This window comes from Streptomyces sp. O3 (assembly GCF_054788135.1).
In genome coordinates this window covers 218,126-243,211 of record NZ_JBTVYK010000001.1, presented here as the reverse complement: position 1 = coordinate 243,211, position 25,086 = coordinate 218,126, and the positions used below count along the sequence as shown (strand labels likewise).

General features: G+C 71.0%; 17 protein-coding genes. 13 read left to right on the top strand and 4 right to left on the bottom strand.

The genetic code is table 11. The annotated features are described in order from the left end of the window. The first annotated feature begins 3 nt into the window (after positions 1–3). The 3 genes from ACX6XY_RS01100 (at position 4) to hflX (ending at position 5,689) form a co-directional block, all read left to right on the top strand. On the top strand, positions 4–2,457 hold the full coding sequence (locus ACX6XY_RS01100; RefSeq protein ID WP_460325239.1) for a RelA/SpoT family protein: 2,454 nt from the start codon (positions 4–6) through the stop codon (positions 2,455–2,457). A 76-nt stretch (positions 2,458–2,533) separates the two neighbouring features. Next, on the top strand, positions 2,534–4,003 hold the full coding sequence (locus ACX6XY_RS01095; RefSeq protein WP_460325237.1) for a M1 family metallopeptidase: 1,470 nt from the start codon (positions 2,534–2,536) through the stop codon (positions 4,001–4,003). Between the two features lie 177 nt (positions 4,004–4,180). Further along, positions 4,181–5,689, top strand: a complete 1,509-nt coding sequence (gene hflX, locus ACX6XY_RS01090) for a GTPase HflX (RefSeq protein WP_460325235.1) — start codon at positions 4,181–4,183, stop codon at positions 5,687–5,689. 82 nt (positions 5,690–5,771) lie between these two features. On the opposite strand, the gene ACX6XY_RS01085 is transcribed toward hflX, so the two are convergent. Together ACX6XY_RS01085 and ACX6XY_RS01080 are read right to left on the bottom strand one after the other, a co-directional pair. Then, positions 5,772–6,983 (bottom strand): trypsin-like serine peptidase, encoded by a 1,212-nt coding sequence (locus ACX6XY_RS01085; RefSeq protein ID WP_460325233.1) that lies wholly within the window; start codon positions 6,981–6,983, stop codon positions 5,772–5,774. 142 nt (positions 6,984–7,125) lie between these two features. Beyond that, a complete protein-coding gene (locus ACX6XY_RS01080; RefSeq protein WP_460325231.1) occupies positions 7,126–8,373 on the bottom strand; it encodes a trypsin-like serine peptidase in 1,248 nt (415 codons plus the stop codon). Positions 8,374–8,639: 266 nt separating this feature from the next. Here ACX6XY_RS01080 and ACX6XY_RS01075 point away from each other — a divergent pair, with 266 nt between their 5' ends. From ACX6XY_RS01075 to ACX6XY_RS01055, 5 genes are all read left to right on the top strand, one after another. Next, positions 8,640–10,031, top strand: a complete 1,392-nt coding sequence (locus tag ACX6XY_RS01075; protein ID WP_460325229.1) for a diaminobutyrate--2-oxoglutarate transaminase family protein — start codon at positions 8,640–8,642, stop codon at positions 10,029–10,031. An 80-nt stretch (positions 10,032–10,111) separates the two neighbouring features. Beyond that, complete coding sequence (locus ACX6XY_RS01070; protein WP_460325227.1) at positions 10,112–12,154, top strand: IucA/IucC family protein; 2,043 nt, start codon at positions 10,112–10,114, stop codon at positions 12,152–12,154. A gap of 30 nt (positions 12,155–12,184) precedes the next feature. Then, positions 12,185–12,904 carry a GNAT family N-acetyltransferase gene (locus tag ACX6XY_RS01065; RefSeq protein WP_460325225.1) on the top strand — a complete coding sequence of 240 codons (720 nt, stop codon included), beginning with the start codon at positions 12,185–12,187 and terminating at the stop codon, positions 12,902–12,904. 86 nt (positions 12,905–12,990) lie between these two features. Then, complete coding sequence (locus ACX6XY_RS01060) at positions 12,991–14,922, top strand: IucA/IucC family protein (RefSeq protein WP_460325223.1); 1,932 nt, start codon at positions 12,991–12,993, stop codon at positions 14,920–14,922. A 40-nt stretch (positions 14,923–14,962) separates the two neighbouring features. After that, positions 14,963–16,978: an ATP-dependent DNA helicase gene (locus ACX6XY_RS01055; RefSeq protein WP_460325221.1), complete on the top strand. Its 2,016-nt coding sequence runs from the start codon at positions 14,963–14,965 to the stop codon at positions 16,976–16,978. A 113-nt stretch (positions 16,979–17,091) separates the two neighbouring features. Here ACX6XY_RS01055 and lexA read toward each other — a convergent pair whose 3' ends face one another. Next, positions 17,092–17,877, bottom strand: coding sequence for a transcriptional repressor LexA (lexA, locus tag ACX6XY_RS01050; protein WP_460325219.1), 786 nt, complete (start codon positions 17,875–17,877; stop codon positions 17,092–17,094). 490 nt (positions 17,878–18,367) lie between these two features. Between lexA and nrdR the strand changes: the two genes are divergently transcribed. Further along, positions 18,368–18,907, top strand: coding sequence for a transcriptional regulator NrdR (nrdR, locus tag ACX6XY_RS01045; protein WP_460325217.1), 540 nt, complete (start codon positions 18,368–18,370; stop codon positions 18,905–18,907). A 161-nt stretch (positions 18,908–19,068) separates the two neighbouring features. Next, on the top strand, positions 19,069–21,948 hold the full coding sequence (locus ACX6XY_RS01040) for a vitamin B12-dependent ribonucleotide reductase (protein ID WP_460325215.1): 2,880 nt from the start codon (positions 19,069–19,071) through the stop codon (positions 21,946–21,948). A 101-nt stretch (positions 21,949–22,049) separates the two neighbouring features. On the opposite strand, the gene ACX6XY_RS01035 is transcribed toward ACX6XY_RS01040, so the two are convergent. Beyond that, positions 22,050–22,595, bottom strand: coding sequence for a TerD family protein (locus ACX6XY_RS01035; protein WP_460325213.1), 546 nt, complete (start codon positions 22,593–22,595; stop codon positions 22,050–22,052). Positions 22,596–22,730: 135 nt separating this feature from the next. On the opposite strand from ACX6XY_RS01035, the gene ACX6XY_RS01030 reads away from it, so the two are divergent. From ACX6XY_RS01030 to ACX6XY_RS01020, 3 genes are all read left to right on the top strand, one after another. Next, positions 22,731–23,336, top strand: coding sequence for a YdbC family protein (locus ACX6XY_RS01030; protein ID WP_460325211.1), 606 nt, complete (start codon positions 22,731–22,733; stop codon positions 23,334–23,336). Positions 23,337–23,459: 123 nt separating this feature from the next. Beyond that, positions 23,460–24,119, top strand: a complete 660-nt coding sequence (locus ACX6XY_RS01025; protein ID WP_460325209.1) for a histidine phosphatase family protein — start codon at positions 23,460–23,462, stop codon at positions 24,117–24,119. 12 nt (positions 24,120–24,131) lie between these two features. After that, positions 24,132–25,049, top strand: coding sequence for an ADP-ribosylglycohydrolase family protein (locus tag ACX6XY_RS01020; RefSeq protein WP_460325207.1), 918 nt, complete (start codon positions 24,132–24,134; stop codon positions 25,047–25,049). The last annotated feature ends 37 nt before the right edge of the window (positions 25,050–25,086 follow it).

The following is a 25,086-nucleotide window of genomic DNA, read 5'->3' as shown; positions in this document are numbered from 1 at the left end:
CCCATGAGTACGGAACCGAAGGGGGCGGCGCACAGCGCCTCGGGCCGCGCGGCGGGGGAAGCCGGGCAGGCGAGCCCCGCCACACCGCCCACACCCCCCGCCCCTCGCAGGCGCGGCCGTGCCCGCATCGACCTGCGCAGGCTGGGGCGGGCCGCGCTGCTCGGCGGGGCCGCCCGGAGCAGGCTGCCGGCCGCCATCGGCCATGTGGCCGAAGCCCACCGCGCGTACTACCCGGACGCCGACCTGGATCCGCTGCGCCGCGCCTACGTACTCGCCGAGTCCTCGCACCGCGGCCAGATGCGCAAGAGCGGCGAGCCGTACATCACCCACCCGCTCGCGGTGACCCTGATCCTCGCCGAGTTGGGCGCGGAGACCAAGACCCTGACCGCGTCCCTGCTCCACGACACCGTCGAGGACACCGAGGTGACACTCGATCAGGTGCGGTCGGAGTTCGGCGCGGAGGTCTGCTACCTCGTCGACGGAGTCACCAAACTGGAGAAGGTCGACTACGGCTCGGCCGCCGAGCCCGAGACCTTCCGCAAGATGCTCGTCGCCACCGGCAACGACGTACGCGTGATGTCCATCAAGCTCGCCGACCGGCTGCACAACATGCGCACCCTCGGCGTGATGCGCCCCGAGAAGCAGGCCAGGATCGCCAAGGTGACCCGCGACGTCCTCATCCCGCTCGCCGAGCGGCTCGGCGTGCAGGCCCTGAAGACCGAGCTGGAGGACCTGGTCTTCGCGATCCTGCACCCCGAGGAATACGCCACGACACAGACCCTGATCGCCGAGAACGCGGCCCGCCACGACCCGCTCGCGGACATCGCCGACGAGATGCGGACCGTGCTGCGCGAGGCGGGCATCGAGGCCGAGGTCCTGATCAGGCCCCGGCACTTCGTCTCCGTGCACCGGGTACGGATCAAACGCGGCGAACTGCGCGGCGCGGACTTCGGGCGCGTCCTGGTGCTGGTCAACGAGGACGCGGACTGCTACGGCGTACTCGGCGAGCTGCACACCTGCTTCACCCCGGTCGTCTCGGAGTTCAAGGACTTCATCGCCGTCCCCAAGTTCAACCTGTACCAGTCCCTGCACACCGCCATCGCCCGCCCGGACGGCGCGGTCGCCGAAGTCCTCATCCGCACCCACCAGATGCACAAGGTCGCCGAGGCGGGCGTCGTCGCGCTCGGCAACCCGTACGCGCCCGGCGCCGAGGAACCGGGCGACGGCGAGCGCGCCGACCCCACCCGCCCCGGCTGGCTCTCCCGGCTCCTGGACTGGCAGCAGGCGACCCCCGACCCGGACGCCTTCTGGAGCTCGCTGCGCGAGGACCTCGCCCAGGACCGCGAGATCACCGTCTACCGCGAGGACGGCGGGACCCTCGGCCTTCCGGCCGGCGCCAGTTGCGTGGACGCGGCCTACGCGCAGTACGGCGAAGAGGCGCACACCTGCATCGGCGCCCGCGTCAACGGCCGCCTGGCGACGCTCAGCACGGTGCTCCACGACGGCGACACCGTCCACCTGCTGCTCGCCCCGCAGGACACCGGCTCCGGGCCGTCTCCCGACTGGCTCGACCACACCCGCACCCCGGCCGCCCGGATCGCGATCCGCCGCTGGTTCGCCACCCACCCGGCCACCCCGCCGGAAACCCCCACCCCGGAAACCCCCACCCCGGACGCCGCGACCTCGGACATCGCGCCCCCGGCGGCCATGAGCCCGGACACCGTGGCACGAGCCGTGGCCGGGGACACCACCGCTCGCTATGCCACCGCCTCCGAGAACGCCGCCGCTCGTGCGGGCACGAGAGCGGCCGAGGCCACCGCCTCCGCCACCGCCTCTGCCGAAGCCCCCGAGCGCCTCGCGCCGGGCGCCACCGCTCCCACCGCGCACGAGCGACGGCGGCCCGGCTCCCCCGAGGGCGACTCGGGGGCCGTCCCGAGGGCTGAGGCCTCCGGCCCCCGGCCTCCCGCCCCCGCGGCCGCCACCCGCCCGGCGCAGCCCAGCGCCGTGGTCGACCGGCCCGGCGCGACCGTACGCCTGGCGCGGTGCTGTACCCCGGTGCCGCCGGACGCGGTGACCGGGTTCGCGGTGCGCGGCGGCGTGGTCACCGTGCACCGCGTGACCTGCCCCGCGGTGCAGCGGATGGCCGAGGCGGGACGCGAGCCGGTCGGCGTCCGCTGGGAGGACCGCGACGACAGCGCCGAGTGCCGGGTGACGCTGTTCGCCGAGTCCTTCGGGCGGCCCCACCTGCTCGCCGACCTCACCGAGGCCATCGCCCTGGAGGGCGCGGAGATCGTCTCGGCGACCGTGGAGCCGCCGACCGAAGGACGAGTACGCCACACCTACACACTCCAGCTCCCCGACTCAGCCCTGCTTCCCTCGCTGATGCGCGCGATGCGCCAGGTGGCCGGGGTGTACGACGTGGGCCGCGCCCAGCACTCGGCGACGGCAACGCGGTAGCCCGGTCGGCCCCCGTTCGGGTGGGCGGGGCGCGCGTCGTCGCGGCGAAGGCGGTGCGCGCTGATAGCCGTGTTCCATGTCGCTCTCGCCCCGGCTCAGGGCCGCCCTGCTGGCCGTCGCCTCCGCATCGCTGCTCGCCGCGAGCCTGCCCGCACCCGCCGCCGAGCCGCTCGGCATCGGCGACCCGCTCTTCCCGCACCTGGGCAATCCGGGGTACGACGTCATCTCGTACGACATCGCCCTCACCTACCGTGGCGACAACAGCAAGCCCCTGGACGCCGTCACCAAGATCGACGCGCGGGCGACCGACCGCCTGGACCGGATCAACCTCGACTTCACCCACGGCACCGTGCGCTCCGTACACGTCAACGGTTCCGCCGTCCGCCACGAGAGCGTCGGCGAGGACCTGGTCCTGACCCCCGAAGCCCCGGTCGCCCCCGGCGGCGCGCTGCGGATCACCGTGCGGCACACCAGCGACCCCGCGGGCGCGTCCGCGGGCGGCTGGGTACGCACCCGCGACGGCCTCGCCATGGCCAACCAGGCCGACGCCGCCCACCGGGTCTTCCCGTGCAACGACCACCCGGCCGACAAGGCCCACTTCACCTTCCGCGTCACCGCGCCCAAGCACCTCACCGCCGTCGCCAACGGGCTGCCGACCAGCCGGCTGCGCGGCGCGCGCGACACCACCTGGACTTACCGCACCCGGCACCCCATGGCCACCGAACTGGCCCAGGTCTCGATCGGCCGCTCGGACGTGGTGCGCGGGCAGGGGCCGCACGGGCTGCCGTTGCGCGACGTGGTGCCGACCAAGGACCGCGCGAAGCTGGAGCGCTGGCTGGTGAAGACCCCCGACCACCTCGCGTGGATGGAACGCAAGGTGGGCCGCTACCCCTTCGAGACCTACGGAATCCTGGTAGCCGACGCCAAGACCGGCTTCGCCCTGGAGACCCAGACCCTGTCGCTGTTCGAGCGCTCGCTGCTCACCCGGCCCGAGTACCCCGAGTGGTACGTCGAATCGATCATGGTCCATGAGCTGGCGCACCAGTGGTTCGGCGACAGCGTCAGCCCGCGCAACTGGTCCGACCTGTGGCTGAACGAAGGGCACGCCACGTGGTACGAGGCGCTCTTCGCCGAGGAGCGCGCCGGGCGGACCCTGCGGGCGCGGATGAAGCGCGCGTACGCGTGGTCCGACCACTGGCGGGAGAGGGGCGGCCCGCCCGCGTCACCGAAGCGGGCCGAGCCGGGACAGCAGCTCAGCCTGTTCCGGCCGGTCGTCTACGACGGCAGCGCGCTGGTGCTCTACGCGCTGCGGCAGGAGATCGGCGAGCGCGCCTTCGAGCGCCTGCAGCGTGCCTGGGTGCGCACCTACGCCGACCGGTCCGCGACGACGGCGGACTTCGTCCGGATGGCCGGGCGGGTCTCCGGGCGCGACCTGGGCGGCTTCTTCCAGGACTGGCTGTACGCCCCGACCACGCCGCCGATGCCCGGACACCCGGAGTGGAAGTCCGACGCCACTCCCGCCGACCCTGCCGCGTCGGCCGCGTGATCCCCGCCCCGCCGGGTATAAGTCAGGTGACGAGACGGGGCGTGTCGTGCGACCATCAAGGCGTCGGACGGACGGCACGGCCGGACCTCGGGGAATCTCCGGGGCGTCCCGGACGTTGACGCGACTGACCACCCAGCCGATGCGACAGGCCATCGGCGCGAACGACCTAAGGATCCAATGACCTCCTCTTCTTCCCCTTCCCAGGACGCACAGGACGCGCGGAACCCCGCGCAGAACCTCCCCGAAGGACTTCGGGCCGATGCCCTGATGGAAGAGGACGTCGCCTGGAGCCACGAGATCGACGGAGTCCGGGACGGCGACCAGTTCGACCGCTCCGAGCGCGCGGCGCTGCGCCGCGTGGCCGGACTCTCCACCGAGCTCGAAGACGTCACCGAGGTCGAGTACCGCCAGCTCCGCCTTGAGCGCGTGGTGCTCGTCGGCGTCTGGACCACCGGCACCGTGGACGACGCCGAGAACTCCCTCGCGGAGCTGTCGGCGCTCGCCGAGACCGCGGGCGCGCTGGTGCTCGACGGCGTGATCCAGCGCCGCGACAAGCCCGACCCGGCGACGTACATCGGATCGGGCAAGGCCCAGGAGCTGCGCGACATCGTGCTGGAGACCGGGGCCGACACCGTCGTCTGCGACGGTGAGCTCTCGCCGGGTCAGCTCATCCACCTTGAGGACGTCGTGAAGGTCAAGGTGGTGGACCGCACCGCCCTGATCCTCGACATCTTCGCCCAGCACGCCAAGTCCCGCGAGGGCAAGGCGCAGGTCGCGCTCGCGCAGATGCAGTACATGCTGCCGCGACTGCGCGGCTGGGGTCAGTCGCTGTCCCGGCAGATGGGCGGCGGCGGGTCCAGCGGCGGCGGCGGTATGGCCACCCGCGGCCCTGGTGAGACCAAGATCGAGACGGACCGGCGGCGGATCCGCGAGAAGATGGCGAAGATGCGCCGGGAGATCGCGGAGCTGAAGACCGGCCGCGAGATCAAGCGCCAGGAGCGCAAGCGCAACAAGGTGCCCTCGGTCGCCATCGCTGGTTACACCAACGCCGGAAAGTCGTCCCTGCTCAACCGCCTCACGGGCGCGGGCGTACTGGTGGAGAACGCGCTGTTCGCCACCCTCGACCCGACCGTGCGCCGGGCCGAGACCCCCAGCGGGCGGCTGTACACCCTGGCCGACACGGTCGGATTCGTCCGGCACCTGCCGCATCACCTGGTCGAGGCGTTCCGCTCCACCATGGAGGAGGTCGGCGAGTCCGATCTCATCCTGCACGTGGTGGACGGCTCGCACCCCGCGCCGGAGGAGCAGCTGGCCGCCGTGCGTGAGGTCATCCGCGATGTGGGCGCCACGGACGTACCCGAGATCGTGGTGGTCAACAAGGCGGACGCGGCCGACCCGCTGGTGCTGCAGCGGCTGCTGCGGGTCGAGAAGCACGCGATCGCGGTGTCCGCGCGTACCGGACAGGGCGTCGGCGAGCTGCTTGAGCTGATCGACGTCGAACTGCCGCGGCCCCAGGTCGAGATCGAGGCCCTGGTGCCGTACACGCAGGGTGCGCTGGTCTCGCGTACGCACGCCGAGGGCGAGGTGATCTCCGAGGAGCATCTCGCGGAGGGCACCTTGCTCAAGGCGCGGGTGCACGAGGAGCTCGCCGCGGAGCTGATGACGTTCGTGCCCGCGAAGCGGTAGAAGCGGTAGCCGCCGGTGCGCTGAGAAGGCCCGCCCCCCGATTCCGGGAGGCGGGCCTTCTCAGCGCTGTGGTGCGGCGCCGCTACTTCTTGCTCGCCGCGTCGAAGGCCCGCTTGGCGCCCGCGCCGAGCTGCGGTCCCGCGACCCAGCCACTGCCGCCGGCCGGGCCGATCGAGGTGTTGGACACCAGCGCCAGCTGACCGTTCGACTTCTTGTAGAACCAGCCGCCGCCCGACGCGCCACCGGTCATGGTGCAGCCGATGCGGTACATCGTGGCCGTGCCCGGAGCGATGGTGAGGCGGCCCGGACGGTCGACGCACTTGTACATCAGCGCGCCGTTGTGCGGCGGGGCCGCGGGGTAGCCCCAGGCGCCCATCGCGCTCACGCTCCGCGCCGACGGGGCGGAGAAGTCGACGTCCAGCGCGGTGCCGACGGTCTCTTCCAGGGACTTGCCGCCGCGTCCGGGCCGTACCTTCAGCACGGCGTAGTCCTGCGCCCAGGCGGCGTTGCCGGTGCCGCCCTGCTTGATCCAGGCGCTGGAGGTCACTCCCCAGGTCGCCCAGAACTGGCCGTAGGGCGCCACCTGCCGCGGCGCGGCGCTGCGCAGCGCCGCGGGGGACTTGCCGAGGTCGTTGTAGGACGGCACGAACATGATGTTGCGGTACCAGCCGCCCTTGCCGCCGGCGTGGATGCAGTGGCCCGCGGTCCACACCAGGTTGGACTTGCCCGGATGACGCGGGTCCTTCACCACGGTGCCCGAGCAGACCATCGAACCCTTGGGCGAGTCGAAGAAGATCTTGCCGACGGCGGCGGAGTTCTGGTGGTACGGCGTCTTCTCACGCTTCGCCGTGACGGGCCGCGGAGTGGGGTCGGTCTCGCCCTGACCGGCGCTCTGGACGCTGACCGTGGTGTCCGGGTCCTTGGCGCCGCCCATGCGCTCGAGGTCCCACAGGCCGTCGATGACCGGGTTGGCGAAGTCCTTCGCCTCACGCAGCCACTTGTCCTTGTCCCAGTCCTGCCAGCCGCCCTCCTTCCACTTGTCGAGGTCGATGCCCTGTTCCTTGAGCCGGTCGGTGACCTCCGAAGGGAGTTCGATGCCGTCGCCGCCCTCTCCCTCGCCTCCGCCGCCGGTGTCGCCCTCGCCGCCGTTGCCGTTGCCGGTGCCTTCGGCCGTGCTGGCGGTGGCGGTCGGCTTGCCATCGGCCTTGTCGTCGCTCGACCCGCAGGCGGTGGCGGTCAGCGCGAGGGCGGCGGCGATCGACACCGCTGCCAGGGCTGGACGTATGGATCTCATGGTGTGTGAACCCCCGATAGGTGCTTTATGTCATGCTCGCGTCATTTGCGTGCGGCGTGCGGCGTGCGGCGTGCTTCGGCGTGCGGCGTGCTTCGGCGCCCGACGCTCAGGCGCAAGGCCTCACTACGCCGCCCGCCGGGCCCTACTTGGCGTACTTCTCGCTGACCGCGTCGTAGATGCCCTTGGCCTCGTCGCCGAGGCGCGGGCCCGCCAGCCATCCGGCCGTCACCGGGCCGATGGAGGTGTTGGAGACCAGCGCGGGCTTGCCGTCCTTGCCCTTGGCGACCCAGCCGCCGCCGGAGGAACCGCCCGTCATGGTGCAGCCGATGCGGTACATCGTCGGCTCGTCCTTCTTCAGCGACAGCCGCCCCGGCTTGTCGGTGCAGGAGAACTGCTTCTGGCCCTCGAAGGGCGGAGTCGCCGGGTAGCCGGTCGCCGTGATGCTGTCGACCTCGGGCACCGCGGGAGCCTTGAACTCCACCGGAAGCGACGCGCCCACCGTCTCCTCAAGCGACTTGCCGCCGCCGTTCTCCGGCTTGACGTGCAGCACGGCGAAGTCGTACGGCGCGCCCAGGCCGCCGCGCGTGGCGCCCTGCTCGATCCACTGCTCGGAGGTCTGCGCCCAGTCGGCCCACCAGGAGCCGTACGGGGCGAGCTCCTCCTTCGTCGGCTTCTCCTGGCGGAGTTCGGCGAGCGACTTCCCGTCGTTGTTGTACGAGGGGACGAAGACGATGTTGCGCATCCAGCCGCCCTCCTTGCCCGCGTGCACACAGTGGCCCGCGGTCCACACCAGGTTGGACTTGCCGGGGTTGGCCGGGTCGGCGACCACGGTGGCCGAGCAGACCGCCTTGCCCTGGGGCGTGTCGAAGAACAGCCTGCCCGCCGCCGGGGCGCTGTCGTGGTACGGAGTCGCCACCTCCCGCGCCTCCACGGGATCGGGCGTGGGGTCCGTCACCCCCTGGTCGCCGGAGATGTCGTCATCGACGGGCTGGTCCGGCGTCTTGTCGGCGTCCCGCATCCGGTCCGCGTCCCACAGGTCCTTGATGATCGGATTGACGAAATCCTTGGCCTCGCGGAGCCACTTGTCCTTGCTCCAGTCCTTCCACTCGCCGTCCCGCCACTTGTCCATGTCGATCCCGTGCTCCTTGAGCCGGTCCTTCAGCTCGTCCGGGATCGTGATCGCGTCGGCGCCGTCCGAACCGTCCGAACCAGCGGTGGCGGTGGCGGACGGCTGGTCGTCGGCCTTGTCGCCGCCGCCGTCGTCGGGGCCGCAGGCCGTCGCCGTCAGGGCCAGCGCGGCGCAGACGGCGGCCACAGCGGGAGCGGGGGAGGTTCCGCGGCGCGCGCCCCTCCCTCGGCGAACGGTCAAGAGCGGGCGAATGGGACGCATGGTGAGATCTCCCCCTGGACTGGCGGTGGACTTCGCTGGCTGTCGAGCACCCACACACTATGTCGGCGCTATCGGGGACTTCCGACGGGTCCGCAACAGTCCTGTCACGGAAGGATCTTGACCTTGCCCGTGATCCTCCGGCCTTCGCGTCGTTGGTACGTACGGGGGACCCGCGGCGCGCGTTCGGCCTGCCTCCCCCTCCGTGTTCCCCCGTGAACCAACCGACATCCAGCGTCAGTTCCCGTACAGCAGGAGGACCCACCGCCGTGGCCGTGACCGAGCAGGCGCCCGCGGGGCCGCCCACCGCACCCGCCGTGCTCCCCTCCGCCCCCCTCGACGGCGCGGCCGACGAGGGGATTCTGCGGCGTCAGTCCTCGCGTGAGTCGGCGGCGCGCACCTACGCGCGGGCCCTGCCGATCGTGCCGGTACGCGCGCGAGGGCTGACGATCGAGGGCGCCGACGGGCGGCGCTATCTGGACTGCCTCTCCGGAGCGGGGACGCTGGCACTCGGGCACAACCACCCCGTGGTGCTGGAGGCGATCAGGAAGGTCCTGGACTCGGGAGCGCCCCTGCACGTCCTGGACCTGGCCACACCGGTCAAGGACGCGTTCATCACCGAGCTGTTCGCCACCCTGCCGAGTGCGCTGGCGGACCGGGCGCGGGTGCAGTTCTGCGGACCGGCGGGCACGGACGCGGTCGAGGCGGCGCTGAAACTCGTCCGCACGGCCACGGGACGCGACGGCCTGCTCGCCTTCACCGGCGCCTACCACGGGATGACGGCGGGCGCGCTCGAAGCCTCCGGCGGCGCTCGGGACGTACGGGTCACCCGGCTGCCGTATCCGCAGGACTACCGCTGCCCCTTCGGGGTCGGCGGGGAGTACGGCGGCGAGCTGGCCGCCCGCTGGACCGAGACGCTGCTCGACGACCCCAAATCCGGGGTGCCCGCGCCCGCCGGAATGATCCTCGAACCGGTCCAGGGCGAGGGCGGTGTGCACCCCGCGCCGGACGGCTGGCTGCGGCGGATGCGGCGGCTCACCGCGGACCGCTCCATTCCGTTGATCGCCGACGAGGTGCAGACCGGGGTCGGGCGCACGGGCGCCTTCTGGGCCGTCGAGCACAGCGGGATCGTGCCCGATGTGCTGGTGCTGTCCAAGGCGATCGGCGGCAGCCTGCCGCTGGCCGTCGTGGTGTACCGGGACGATCTGGACACCTGGGAGCCCGGCGCGCACGCCGGTACGTTCCGCGGCAACCAGCTCGCCATGGCGGCGGGCGCGGCCACGCTCGGGTACGTCCGGGCGAACGGCCTCGCGGAGCGGGCCGGGGTCATCGGGGCCCGGATGCTCGCACAACTGCGGGGCCTGGCCGCCGAGTACCCGTGCGTCGGAGACGTACGCGGGCGGGGACTGATGATCGGGGTCGAGCTGGTCGACCCCTCCGCGGACCCGGCGGCGCTCGGGCGGCCGCCCGCCGCGCCCGCGCTCGCGGCGGCCGTGCAGCGTGAGTGCCTGCGCCGAGGACTGATCGTCGAGCTCGGCGGGCGGCACTCCAGCGTCGTACGGCTGCTGCCGCCGCTCACCCTCACCGACGAACAGGCCACGGCGGTACTCGACCGGCTGGCCGACGCGGTGGCCAGCGTGTCCCGTGGCACCCACGGATAGCCCGGATGGCGAGCGTCGGCACACCACCACGGCGACACCCGACGAGATCGACGTACCCGACCAGCGCACAAGGACAGCCCGTGAACCGCGACTCCACGCCCGACAGCCGCCCTGACACCTCACCGCACGGGACGCCCGCGCGGCTGATGACGGAACCACAGTCGGTCCCCAGGCAGTCGGCGGGCGGTCATGACACGGGGGGCCCGCGCGCGGCCGACCGTCCGGTCGCCGCGTACGCCGACTTCCTGGAGCACCCGGACCCGCGAACCGCGGCGGAGGCCGCCGCCGTCGAGAACCTGCTGCGGTGCTGGGTACGCGAGAAGGACTGCCCGGCGCCGGACACCGCAGACGCCGCCGGTGTCACCGCGGGCCCCGGCGTCCTGCGCATCCCGCTCGAGGCCAGCGGTACCGCCCTGCTCGTCCCCGTGCACTACTGGTCGGCGACCGGCTGGCACCGCTTCGGGCCACCCGCCCTGGAGAGCGGCCCGCACGGTGCGGCGCCCGTCGACGCGGTCACCACCGCGGCGCTCCTGAGCCGTGAAGCGGCAGCGGAGAGCGGGGCGCTCGGCGACGGCGGCGACCTGGTCGGCCGGGTCGCCGACTCGGTCCGCAGGACCACCGACTTCCTCGCCGACAGCAGAAACCGCACCGAACACGAGAACGACCACGGGAACCACGGGAACCACGGGAGCGACCACGGCAATGGCCGTGGGAATGGCCGTGGGAACGACCTCTTCCTGACCGCCGAGCAGTCGCTCCTTCTCGGCCACCCGCTGCACCCGACACCGAAAAGCCGCGAAGGGCTCACCGAAGCCGAGTCCCGGCGGTACTCACCCGAGTCGGGCGGCGCGTTCCCGCTGCACTGGATGGCCGTCGACCGCTCCGTACTCGCCACCGACTCGGCCTGGACCGAACGCGGCCGCACCGTGCCCGCGCACCAGCTCACCGAGCGGCTCGCCAGTCCCGGCCTCGATCTGCCCGACGGCCGGGCCGCGCTGCCGCTGCACCCCTGGCAGGTCCGCGAACTGACGCACCGACCAGAGATCGCCGCCCTGCTGGAGGCCGGACTGCTCCAGGACCTCGGCGCGCACGGCGAGCCCTGGCACCCCACCTCGTCCGTGCGCACCCTCTACCGCTCCGGCGCACCCGCCATGCTCAAACTCCCGCTCGGCCTGCGCATCACCAACTCCCGCCGGGAGAACCTCCACAAAGAACTCCTGCGCGGCGTCGAGGTCCACCGGCTGCTGCGCAGCGGCCTCGCCGAACAGTGGCAGGCCGTCCATCCGCGGTTCGACGTCATCCGCGACCCGGCCTGGCTCGCCGTCCTGGGGCCCGAAGGCACACCGCTGCCAGGCCTGGACGTGATGATCCGGCACAACCCGTTCCTTCCGGGCGACGACGCCAGCTGCGTCGCCGGGCTGATCTCGCCCAGGCCGACGCCGCTCACCGAAACCGGCGACCGCAGGCCGATGCGCTCCCGACTGGCGGCGATCGTCACCCAGCTCGCCGCGCGCACCGGCCGCCCCGCGAGCGCCGTCGCCGCCGAGTGGTTCATGCGCTACCTCCAGCAGGTCGTCCGCCCCGTGCTCTGGCTCGACAGCGAGGCGGGCGTCGCCCTGGAAGCCCACCAGCAGAACACTCTCGTCCTGCTCGACCCCGAAGGCTGGCCCGCGGGCGGCCGCTACCGCGACAACCAGGGGTACTACTACCGACAGTCCCGGCAGGCCGCACTCGAGCGGCGACTCCCCGGCATCGGAGAGCACAGCGACACCTTCGTACCCGACCAGGTCACCGACGAACGCTTCGCCTACTACCTGGGCATCAACAACGTGTTCGGCCTCATCGGGGCCTTCGGCTCCCAGCGACTCGCCGACGAACAGCTGCTGCTCGCCGCCTTCCGGCGCTTCCTGGGCGACGCCGCCACCGGCCCCGACCGGCTCGACTCGCCGCTTCCCGCACTGCTGCTGGACTCACCCGTGCTGCGCTGCAAGGCCAACCTGCTGACTCGGCTGCACGGCCTCGACGAGCTGGTCGGCCCCGTCGACACCCAGTCCGTCTACGTGACGATCGCCAACCCGCTCCACAGCGCGCCCCGTAGCGCACCCCGTACGCCCCGCGCATGACCCACGCCACCTGGTGAGAGGAGGGCCGCCGTGCCGCCCACCGATGCGAGCACCGACAGCGAGGACACACTGGAACTGCGCCTGCCGGATGACTTGCTCGCGCTCCTCGGCGCGAGCACCGACAGCGAAGGCCGCGGGCAGCCGACGGGGGAGCGGCGGCCCGGCGCCCGGCCGGGCGGCGGCCCGCTCGACGACATCGACACATGGCGCCCGGCCACCACCGCCGCGGGTGTCTTCCAGCTCCTGCCGGTACGCCCCGAACGCGACCTGGCGCTCATCAGCCGCTGGATGAACGACCCGGCCGTGGCCGCCTTCTGGGAGCTCGCCGGGGACAAGACCGTCACCGCCGCGCACCTGAGCGCCCAGTGCGACGGCGACGGACGAAGCGTCCCCTGCCTCGGTGTACTCGACGGCACCCCGATGAGCTACTGGGAGATCTACCGCGCCGACCTGGATCCGCTGGCCCGCTACTACCCCGCCCGCCCGCACGACACCGGAATCCACCTCCTCATCGGCGGCGTCGCCGACCGAGGCCGAGGCCTTGGCGCCACCCTGCTGCGTGCCGTCGCCGACCTGGTGCTCGACCAGCGACCGCACTGCGCCCGTGTCATCGCCGAACCCGACCTGCGCAACACCCCTTCCGTCTCCGCCTTCCTGAGCGCCGGCTTCCGGCTCTCCGCCGAACTGGACCTGCCCGACAAACGCGCGGCCCTGATGGTCCGCGACCGTGCCCTACGCGGGGTGCTCTAGGCCGCCGAGCCGCCGCTGCCACCGGCACCCCCGTTTCCGTCACCTCGTCGAACGGACGCTTCGCGCCCTCTGACCCCGGAGTCCCCGTGCAGAATCCCCCCGCCGCCCACGGCACGGGAGAACCGCCCGCGCCGTACAACCCATCCGCGCCGGACAGCCCATCCGCGCTGGACAGCCCATCCGCGCTGTACGACCCGCCGGAACTGAACCGGGAGGTCTGGCACCGGGCGGCCCGCCGCCTGCTCGGCAAGATGCTCGGCGAGTTTGCCCACGAAGAGATCATCCAGCCGGTTCCGTGCCCGAACCCCGCACCGGGAGCCGCCCCCGATCACTACACGCTCAGCCTCGACGACGGCGCCGAGCTGGCCTTCCGCGCCCGCCGTGGCGCGTACGGAAGCTGGCGCGTCGACCCGGACTCCCTCACCCTGCGCCCGGCACCAGGCCCACGGGAATCCCCGGGGGACACCGCGGCGACGCCCTTCGCCGACCCGCTCCGCTTCCTCGCCCTGGCCCGCCGCACCCTGGACCTGGACGGCGCGACCCTCGGCCACCTCATCCGCGAGCTGAGCACCACCCTGGCCGCCGACGCCCGCCTTCACCACACCGCCCACACGGCGGCCGCCCTCGCCGACCTCGGCTACGCACAGCTCGAAGGCCACCAGTGCGGCCACCCCTGGCTCGTCTTCAACAAGGGACGCCTGGGCTTCTCGGCCCAGGACGCCGCCCAGTGGGCGCCCGAGGCCCGCAGACCCGCCAGGCTGCCGTGGATCGCGGTGCGCCGCACGCTGGCGACCTACCGCGGCGTCAGTGGACTCGACACCTCCGACGCGCTCTACGACCGCGAACTCGACGCACCCACCCGCACCTCCTTCGCCGCCGCCCTGCGCGTCCGGGGTCTCGACCCGGCCGCCTACCTCTACCTCCCCGTACACCCGTGGCAGTGGGACGAGGTCGTGCTGCCGCTGTTCGCCCCGTCCATCGCCACCGATGACATCGTGCCACTCGCCACTGACAACGACGAGCGGCTGCCCCAGCAGTCCATCCGGACCTTCCTCAACCTCACCCGCCCGGACCGGCGCACCGTCAAGCTTCCGCTGTTCGTGCTCAACACCCTGGTCTGGCGCGGACTGCCGACCGAGCGGACCCTCGCCGCGCCCGCCGTCACCGCCTGGGTGCACGCGCTGCGCGACGCCGACCCGTTCCTGACGGACGCCTGCCGGATGGTGCTGCTCGGCGAGGTCGCCTCGGTCACCGTCGAGCACCCCGTCTACGACCGGCTCGCCGAGACCCCGTACCAGTACAAGGAACTGCTCGGCGCGATCTGGCGGGAGCCGCTGAGCCGCTACCTGGAGCCCGGCGAGCGGGCCCGCACGCTCGCCGCCCTGCTGCACACCGACGCCGCGGGCCGCGCGTTCACCGCGGAGCTCGTCGAGCGCTCGGGCCTGACGCCGAAGGTGTGGCTGCGGCGGCTCTTCGCCGCCCTGCTGCCGGGACTGCTGCACTTCCTCTACCGCTACGGAACCGTTTTCTCGCCCCACGGCGAGAACGCCATCGTCGTCTTCGACGAGCAGGACGTTCCGGTCCGACTGGCGATGAAGGACTTCGTCGACGACGTGAACATCAGCGCCGAACCGCTGCCCGAGCACGCGGCGATGCCCGCCGAGGTACGGTCCGTCCTGCTCACCGAGCCCGCCGCCTTCCTCACGCAGTTCATCCACTCCGGGCTGTTCGTCGGCGTCTTCCGCTACCTCGCGCCGCTGTGCGAGGAACAGCTGGGCGTGCCGGAGAGCGACTTCTGGGCGCTGGTACGCGCCGAGATCCTCCGCTACCAGGCACGGTTCCCCGAGCTGAAGGAGCGCTTCGAGCTGTTCGACCTGCTCACCCCGCGGATCGAGCGCCTGTGCCTGAACCGCAACCGGCTCCACCTCGACGGATACCGCGACCGCCCCGAGCGCCCGCACGCCGCCGTCCACGGCACGGTCCCCAACCCCCTGTCCGTCCCCTCGTCCGTACCGTGATCGCGGGATTGTCAGTGGTGCCCTTTAGGGTGGACGAGCTATGACGAAGCCCTCACTCCCCGAACTCCTCCATGCCGCAGTGGACGCCGTCGGCGGTACGGAGCGCCCTGGTCAGGTGACCATGGCCGAAGCCGTCGCCGAGGCCATCGACGACGGCTCCCATCTGCTGGTCCAGGCGGGCACGGGCACCGGAAAGTCCCTCGGCTATCTCGTCCCGGCCCTCGCGCACGGGGACCGGGTCGTGGTGGCCACCGCCACGCTGGCGCTCCAGCGTCAGCTCGTGGAGCGCGACCTGCCGCGCACCGTGGACGCGCTGCACCCGCTGCTGCGCCGTCGCCCCGAGTTCGCCATGCTCAAGGGCCGGTCCAATTACCTGTGCCTGCACCGGCTGCACGAGGGCGCGCCCCAGGAAGAGGAGGAGGGCCTGTTCGACCAGTTCGAGGCGGCGGCCCCGTCCAGCAAGCTGGGCCAGGACCTGCTGCGGTTGCGCGACTGGGCGGACGAGACCGAGACAGGCGATCGCGACGACCTCACGCCGGGTGTCTCCGACCGGGCCTGGTCGCAGGTGACCGTCTCCTCGCGCGAGTGCCTGGGCGCGACCAAGTGCGCATACGGCGCTGAGTGCTTCGCAGAACAGGCCCGTGAGCGCGCCAAGCTCGCCGAGGTCATCGTCACCAACCACGCGCTGCTCGCCATCGACGCCATCGAGGGCGCCCCGGTCCTGCCCTCGCACGAGGTGCTGATCGTGGACGAGGCTCATGAGCTGGTCTCGCGAGTCACCGGTGTCGCCACGGGCGAGCTCACTCCGGGCCAGGTGAACCGCGCCGTACGCCGCGCCGCGAAACTGGTCAACGAGAAGGCCGCCGACCAGCTCCAGACGGCCGCCGAGACCTTCGAGCGCCTGATGGAGCTGGCCCTTCCGGGCCGCCTGGAAGAGATCCCCGAAGACCTGGGCTATGCGCTGATGGCCCTGCGGGACGCCGCCCGTACGGTCATCTCGGCCCTGGGCTCCACCCGCGACAAGTCCGTCCAGGACGAGGACGCCGTACGCAAGCAGGCCCTCGCCTCCGTAGAGACCATCCACGATGTGGCGGAGCGGATCACCAACGGCTCCGAGTGGGACGTCGTCTGGTACGAGCGCCATGAGCCCCGCGGCGGAGCCGCTTATCGACACAGCGGAGCGTCGCTGCGGGTCGCTCCGATGTCGGTGTCCGGCCTGCTGCGGGAGAAGCTCTTCGCGGACCGCTCGGTCGTCCTGACCTCGGCGACCCTGAAGCTCGGCGGGGACTTCAACGGTGTGGGGGCCTCGCTGGGCCTAGCCCCCGAAGGCACCGCGGGCGGCGAGGGCACCGAGGCGGAGGAACTGCCGGTCTGGAAGGGCGTCGATGTCGGCTCACCCTTCGACTACGGTAAGCAGGGCATCCTCTACGTCGCCAAGCACCTGGCCCGGCCCTCGCGCGACGGCACCCGCGACGACATGCTGGACGAACTCACCGAACTGATCGAGGCGGGCGGCGGCCGTACCCTGGGCCTGTTCTCCTCGATGCGGGCCGCCCAGTCCGCCGCCGAGGAGCTACGGGCCCGTATCCCCGACTATCCGATCCTGCTCCAGGGCGAGGAGACACTCGGCGAGCTGATCAAGGCCTTCGCCGCCGACCCGAAGACCTGTCTGTTCGGCACACTCTCGCTGTGGCAGGGGGTGGACGTGCCGGGCGCCAGCTGTCAGCTGGTGGTCATGGACAAAATCCCGTTCCCGCGGCCCGACGACCCGCTGATGAGCGCGCGCCAGAAGGCGGTGGAGGAAGCCGGCGGCAACGGCTTCATGGCGGTGGCGGCGACCCACGCGGCCCTGCTGATGGCACAGGGCGCGGGCCGTCTCGTACGGGCGTCGGGCGACCGTGGTGTGGTCGCGGTCCTGGATCCCAGGCTGGCCACGGCCCGCTACGGCAGTTATCTGAAGGCCTCCCTCCCTGACTTCTGGTACACCACGGACCGCAACCAGGTCCGCCGCTCCCTCGCCGCGATCGACACCGCGGCGACCGCGGAAGGCCACTGAGCCGACAGCGCGCCAGCGAGCACGACAGCACCGGTGAGCCGGAAGGCCCCTGGAGACCACAGCGCGGTCTCCAGGAGCTTTCGTGGCCGTTCCCAGCCGTACCAGTGGCGACATCACATCCGCCGCAGCACCGCCACGACCTTGCCGAGGATGGTCGCGTCGTCACCGGGGATCGGCTGGTAGGAGGCGTTGTGCGGGAGGAGCCAGACATGGCCGTCCTCGCGCTTGAAGCGCTTCACCGTGGCTTCGCCGTCCAGCATGGCGGCCACGATGTCGCCGTTCTCGGCGACCGGCTGGCGGCGGACCGTCACCCAGTCCCCGTCGCAGATGGCGGCGTCGACCATCGAGTCACCGACGACCTTGAGGACGAAGAGCTCGCCGTCGCCCACCAGCTGCCTCGGGAGCGGGAACACGTCCTCGACCGACTCCTCGGCGAGGATCGGGCCGCCTGCCGCGATGCGGCCGACGAGCGGTACGTAGGAAGCGGCCGGCTTGCCGCTGGTGTCGGTGGGCTGGCTGCTCGGCTGGTCGGATCCGCGTACCTCGTACGCCCTCGGCCGGTGCGGGTCGCGACGCAGGAAGCCCTTGCGTTCGAGGGCCATCAGCTGGTGCGCGACCGACGAGGTGCTGGAGAGGCCCACCGCCTGTCCGATCTCCCGCATCGACGGCGGATAGCCGCGCCGCTGCACGGAGTCCCGGATGACCTCGATCACCCTGCGTTGCCTGTCCGTGAGTCCTGAGCTGTCCGCCCTGATTCCTGGAGGTCGGCCGGGCAGCGAGCGCGTGGGCTTGGGCCCCTCCGGGTTCGTGGTTGTGTCTGTCATGGCATGCACCGGCTCGAGTCGGCCCTGGGAACGGTCCTGGGCAGTGATGGTGGCGCTGTCTGCGGTGGTGGTCACGGCGGCCCCTCTCGAGATGTTCTCCCTAGCTGGACAACGGTAGTTGCTTTCGAAAGGTTGCGCCAAACACACGTTCGAGTGAAAAACCGGCGATTACCTGACGTGATCATGTGCCTGGGTGTATGGGTGATGTGCGAACGCACGGCAATTCGGGTCATTGCGGTACGCTTCGTCATCGATGGGGCAGATCTCCGGGTCTGCCCTTGACCAGTCTGCCACCCCGCCGCTCCGGCGGGCGCGCGCCACCCCCCGAACGGATGCGCGCCGCCCGCCCTCCCGTACCCTCGTGGTCGGTCGGCCGCGCGACACGCGATGGTGTCGAATGACAGGGCAAACCCCAGATCTAGTGGTTGGATTCATCCATCCGCCCATAAGTTGTGGTCCCTGTCCTCCGGCCTCTCGGACATCGCCTATGCTTGGGGCTGCTTCGAGGGGTTCAGAGCCTGTTTCGAGGCCCATCAGTCGTGCTGTGTAAGGAGGGTTCGGAGTTATGCACTGCCCCTTCTGCAGGCACCCCGACAGCCGCGTGGTCGACAGCCGCACCACGGACGACGGCACGTCGATCCGCAGGCGTCGACAGTGTCCCGACTGCTCCCGTCGTTTCACGACCGTGGAGACCTGCTCACTGATGGTGATCAAGCGCAGCGGCGTCACGGAGCCCTTCAGTCGCCCCAAGGTGATCAACGGCGTCCGTAAGGCGTGCCAGGGGCGCCCGGTGACCGAGGACGCCCTGGCCCAGCTCGGCCAGCGAGTCGAGGAGGCGCTGCGGGCCACCGGAAGTGCTGAGCTGACCACCCATGACGTGGGTCTGGCCATACTCGGCCCGCTACGGGAGCTCGACCTCGTCGCGTACCTGCGCTTCGCCTCCGTCTACAAGGCCTTCGACTCACTCGAGGACTTCGACAAGGCCATCGCCGAGCTGCGGGAGCGGCGGGGCCCCGCGGCCGACACCGGGGACCAGGGCCGGACGGCCGACCGCGCGGCCGCCGGGGGCGCCGAAGTCCCCGTGCCCGCCACCGCCGCCGACTGACCGGCGGGGCCGATCCGGGCGACGCGTCCGGACCGGCCGTACGGCGGCGATCCAAGACCCGCCGAGGGCTCCGCGAGCGGTGCCCAAGGCAACAGACACACACCGTGCCACGGGAAGAACGCGGCACTTCAGGGCGTTTTAGCCCGATACAGGGAGGCGGCATGACAGAGACGGCGAGCGGCTCAGCGCGAGGTTCCCGGTCCAAGGGAACCAAGGCGAACAAGGGCCTGCGTATCGAGCGCATTCACACCACCCCCGGCGTGCATCCGTACGACGAGGTGGAATGGGAGCGCCGTGACGTCGTCATGACCAACTGGCGCGACGGCTCGGTCAACTTCGAGCAGCGTGGCGTCGAGTTCCCCGACTTCTGGTCGGTGAACGCGGTCAACATCGTCACCAGCAAGTACTTCCGCGGCGCGGTGGGCACCCCGCAGCGCGAGACCGGTCTCAAGCAGCTCATCGACCGGATCGTGAAGACCTACCGCAAGTCCGGCGAGGACAACAACTACTTCGCCTCGCCCGCCGACGCCGAGATCTTCGAGCACGAGCTGGCCTACGCCCTCCTGCACCAGATCTTCAGCTTCAACAGCCCCGTCTGGTTCAACGTCGGCACGCCCCAGCCCCAGCAGGTCTCCGCCTGCTTCATCCTGGCCGTCGACGACTCCATGGAGTCGATCCTCGACTGGTACAAGGAAGAGGGCATGATCTTCAAGGGCGGCTCCGGGGCCGGCCTGAACCTCTCCCGTATCCGCTCCTCCAAGGAGCTCCTCTCCTCCGGCGGCAACGCCTCGGGCCCGGTCTCCTTCATGCGCGGCGCCGACGCGTCCGCAGGAACGATCAAGTCCGGCGGTGCGACCCGCCGCGCGGCCAAGATGGTCATCCTCGACGTCGACCACCCCGACATCGAGGGCTTCATCGAGACCAAGGTGAAGGAAGAGGAGAAGATCCGCGCCCTGCGGGACGCGGGCTTCGACATGGACCTGGGCGGCGACGACATCACGTCCGTCCAGTACCAGAACGCCAACAACTCGGTCCGCGTGAACGACGAGTTCATGAAGGCCGTGGAGTCCGGCTCCAAGTTCGGCCTGCGGGCCCGGATGACCGGCGACGTCATCGAAGAGGTCGAGGCCAAGGACCTCTTCCGCAAGATGGCCGAGGCCGCCTGGGCCTGCGCCGATCCGGGCATCCAGTACGACGACACCATCAACGCCTGGCACACCTGCCCCGAGTCCGGCCGGATCAACGGCTCGAACCCGTGCAGCGAGTACATGCACCTGGACAACACCTCGTGCAACCTGGCCTCGCTGAACCTCATGAAGTTCCTCAAGGACGACGGCGCGGGCAACCAGTCCTTCGAGTCCGAGCGCTTCGCCAAGATCGTCGAACTGGTCATCACCGCGATGGACATCTCGATCTGCTTCGCGGACTTCCCGACCCAGAAGATCGGCGAGAACACCCGCGCCTACCGCCAGCTGGGCATCGGCTACGCCAACCTCGGCGCCCTGCTGATGGCCACCGGCCACGCGTACGACTCCGACGGCGGCCGTGCGCTGGCCGGCGCTATCACCTCGCTGATGACCGGCACCTCGTACAAGCGCTCCGCCGAACTCGCCGCGGTCGTCGGCCCGTACGACGGCTACGCCCGCAACGCGACGCCGCATAAGCGGGTCATGAAGCAGCACGCCGACGCCAACGCCAAGGCCGTCCGCATGGACGACCTGGACTCGCCGGTCTGGGCCGCCGCCACGGAGGCCTGGCAGGACGTGCTCCGCCTCGGTGAGAAGAACGGTTTCCGTAACTCCCAGGCGTCCGTCATCGCCCCGACCGGCACCATCGGTCTCGCGATGTCCTGCGACACCACGGGCCTTGAGCCCGACCTCGCGCTGGTCAAGTTCAAGAAGCTGGTCGGCGGCGGCTCGATGCAGATCGTCAACGGCACCGTGCCGCAGGCGCTGCGCCGTCTCGGCTACCAGCCGGAGCAGGTCGAGGCGATCGTCGAGCACATCGCCGAGCACGGCAACGTGATCGACGCACCCGGCCTCAAGCCGGAGCACTACGAGGTCTTCGACTGCGCCATGGGCGAGCGCTCCATCTCCGCGATGGGCCACGTCCGGATGATGGCCGCGATCCAGCCGTGGATCTCCGGCGCGCTCTCCAAGACGGTCAACCTCCCCGAGAGCGCCACCGTCGAGGACGTCGAAGAGGTCTACTTCGAGGCGTGGAAGCTCGGCGTCAAGGCGCTCGCCATCTACCGCGACAACTGCAAGGTCGGCCAGCCGCTCTCCGCCAAGAAGAAGGAGGAGGAGACGGCCGAGATCGCCGAGAAGACCGAGGGCGCCCTCCGCGAAGCGGTCGAGAAGGTCGTCGAGTACCGCCCCGTCCGCAAGCGCCTCCCGAAGGGCCGCCCCGGCATCACCACCTCCTTCACGGTCGGCGGCGCCGAGGGCTACATGACCGCCAACTCCTACCCGGACGACGGTCTGGGCGAGGTCTTCCTGAAGATGTCCAAGCAGGGCTCGACCCTCGCGGGCATGATGGACGCCTTCTCCATCGCCGTCTCGGTCGGTCTGCAGTACGGCGTCCCGCTGGAGACGTACGTCTCGAAGTTCACCAACATGCGCTTCGAGCCGGCCGGGATGACCGACGACCCGGATGTGCGGATGGCGCAGTCGATCGTCGACTACATCTTCCGTCGCCTGGCGCTGGACTTCCTGCCGTTCGAGACCCGCTCGGCGCTCGGCATCCACTCCGCCGAAGAGCGTCAGCGGCACCTGGAGACCGGGTCGTACGAGCAGTCCATCGACGACGAGGTCGACGTCGAGGCCCTGGCCCAGTCCGCGCCACGGCAGTCGGCGCCGCAGTCCGCCGCGTCGCCGCAGACGGAAGCGCAGCAGGTGGCCCACACCTCGGCCGAGCTCGTGGAGATGCAGCTCGGCATCAGCGCCGACGCACCGCTGTGCTTCTCCTGCGGTACGAAGATGCAGCGGGCCGGATCCTGCTACATCTGCGAGGGCTGCGGCTCGACCAGCGGCTGCAGCTGATATCGGGCACCCGAGGACGGGTCATTCGACGTAACCGACTCGTAGCCGACCGTAGCTGACGAAGGGGACCAGCCGTCGGCTGGTCCCCTTCGGCGTACCGCTCAGCCGGTGACGCCGCCCATCAGCCGGGCGAACGCCGCCGGGTCGGCGTCGAAGCCGCGGAATATCTCGTGGAACTCCCACCCGCCCGAGCCGGAACCCTCTGGGCCGGACCGGGTGAACCGTGCGACGGTCGCCGCCGACGCCGCGGGAATGCCGGTGAAGTCGCGCAGCGACAGCTCGGTGTGGCCGTCACGCACGCGTACGCCGACGTTCGCGATGTCGCCGAAGGTCTTCTCGGCGGTCGACTGCTGAATCACCACGCCGACCACCACCAGGGCGTACGCCGAGGCCAGCCGGTTCAGCTCCAGTGTCATGACCTCGTCGTACCCCAGGCCCAAGCCGGTGTTGCTGCCCCGCGCGAGGTTGATGGTGCCGTCCGGGGACCGGCTGTCGAGATGCACCAGGTAGTCGGGTTGGTCGAGGGGAGTCTGAGCACGGTAGGTCGCGGCCACGATGTCGAGGTGGTGGGCCGGTGTGCCAGGAGCACTCGGGTCCCACTTGAGGCTTACTTCGATCTTCCGCTGCCCAACACTGAGACCGCTCATCGGGCTTCCCCTCCTCAGAACACGCTGCTACGCCATCGCACAGCACTGTCTGATCACACACGCTACGCCGCGCCACTGACAAGGGAGCATCCCGGCAGGGTACTTCGGGGTTCCACCGCACCGTACGATGGCGCGGTGCTGGTCAAGTGGATTCGCTGCAGCGTAGGGGACCGCCGAGGGTTCGAGCGGGGGCAGCGGAAATGGGCGGGGCTCCTCGGGGAGCCGGGGTTCAGGGGGCAGGGCGGTGGCTGGAGCAGGGGGCGGCCGGGCATCGCCCATGTCTTCGCCTTCTGGGAGAGCCGTGCGTTCTACGACTCCTTCATGGCGCGCTCGCACGACCGGCTGCACGCCGCCCAGGCCGGAACGTACGACGACATACAGGTCAAGCTCTTCGACTACCGCTTCGATGTGAAGACGGGGTTCGAGCCGCGCTTCACGGGCGTCGACGTGGTGCGAGTGGCGCACTGCAAGGTGCACGCGGAGCGGGTGGAGCACTACGCCCTGATGCAGGAGAAGGTCTGGAACCCCGCGATGGCGGGCTCGCCCGGCATGATCCGCGGGCTGTTCGGCGAGGCGTCGGGGCACGAGTTCCTGGTGCTCTCGATGTGGGACTCGAACGCCGAATACGGAAAGTACCGCGCCGAGCGGGTGGAGCGGCTGACGCTGCGGGCGCAGACGGCCGCCGACGTGGCGGCGCTGGCGGGCGACATCGTGGACCTGGAGCCGTCATGGACGGTGTGAGCGTGTCCAGACGTGCCGGATACCCCGGATGCCCCGGATACCCCGGTACCACGGATACCTCGGATGGAGCCCGTACGGCTGCCCGGCTGCCCGACTGTCAGTCGCGCGATCTAGGGTTTCCGTATGGCACGACCTCGGCGCATCGTCCTCGTCCGGCACGGAGAGTCAGAGGGCAATGCCGATGACTCGGTGTACGAACGCGAACCCGACCACGCGTTGCGGCTCACCGCACGAGGGTGGGAGCAGGCCGAGGCGACGGGGGAGCGGTTGCGCGAGCTGTTCGACGGAGAGCGGGTGAGCGTCTACCTGTCGCCGTACCGCCGCACCCTGGAGACCTTCCGCGCGTTCCGTCTCGACCCGGAACTGGTACGGGTCAGAGAGGAGCCGCGGCTGCGCGAGCAGGACTGGGGAAACTGGCAGGACCGGGACGAGGTGCGGCTGCAGAAGGCCTACCGTGACGCGTACGGACACTTCTTCTACCGCTTCGCGCAGGGCGAGTCGGGCGCCGATGTCTACGACCGGGTAGGGGCGTTCCTGGAGAGCCTGTACCGCAGCTTCGAGGCCCCCGACCATCCGCCGAACGTCCTGCTGGTCACGCATGGGCTCACCATGAGGCTGTTCTGCATGCGCTGGTTCCACTGGACGGTCGCGGAGTTCGAGGCGTTGTCCAATCCGGACAACGCCGAGGTGCGTACCCTGCTCCTGGGCGACGACGGACGGTACACCCTGGACCTGCCCTTCGCACGGTGGCGCGAGCCTGAGACATACGACCAGACCCGCTAGAGTGGCAGGGCGATGATCGCTGACTCCGCTTCCGACCGGCGCCTTGAGCGTGCCCTTTCCAGCCTGCGCGGGCTGGCGGTGGGGGATGCTCTCGGGTCCCAGTTCTTCGTGCCCGCGAACTATCCGCTGCTGAAGCAGCGGAAGCCGCCACCCGGAATCTGGCGGTGGACCGACGACACCGAGATGGCGTGCTCCGTGGTGTCCGTGCTGGCGGAGCACGGCCGCATCGACCAGGACACCCTGGCGCGGTCCTTCGCCACACACCACGACGAAAGTCGTGGCTACGGCGCCGCCGCGAGCCGACTCCTGCGGCAGATCGAGGATGGCGGGGACTGGCGTCAGCTGTCCTCCTCGATGTTCAAGGGGCAGGGCTCCTGGGGCAACGGCGCCGCGATGCGGATCGCCCCGCTCGGCGCCTGGTACGCCGACGACCCGGAGCAGGCCACGCACCAGGCGGAGATCTCCTCGTATCCCACACACCAGCACCGTGAGGGGGTCGTGGGCGCCATGGCGGTGGCCGCGGCCGCGGCGCTGGCGGCGGCGCCGACGGGCCCGCCCACGCCCGAAGCGCTGCTCGACGGGGTGATCGCGCTGATCCCACGGAGCGCCGTGGGCGCCGGCCTGCGGCGGGCCAGGGACATGCTCGACTACGGCGACGCGACCACGGTCGCCGCCGTGCTCGGCTGTGGCCGCCGGGCCTCGGCGCATGACACGGTGCCCTTCGCCCTGTGGTCGGCGGCGCGCGGCCTGGGCGACTTCGAGCGGGCCTTCTGGGCGACCGCCCGCGTGGGCGGGGACATGGACACCACCTGCGCCATCGTGGGCGGTGTGGTGGCGTCCGTACGCGGCGGCCCGGACTCCGGCCCGCCGGAGCCGTGGCGGGAGCGGACCGAGGACCTGCCGGGCTGGGTTCCGGCCGGGCCGAGCTGACGGCTGCTGACGGCTCACGCGGCGTTCCCGCGCACCC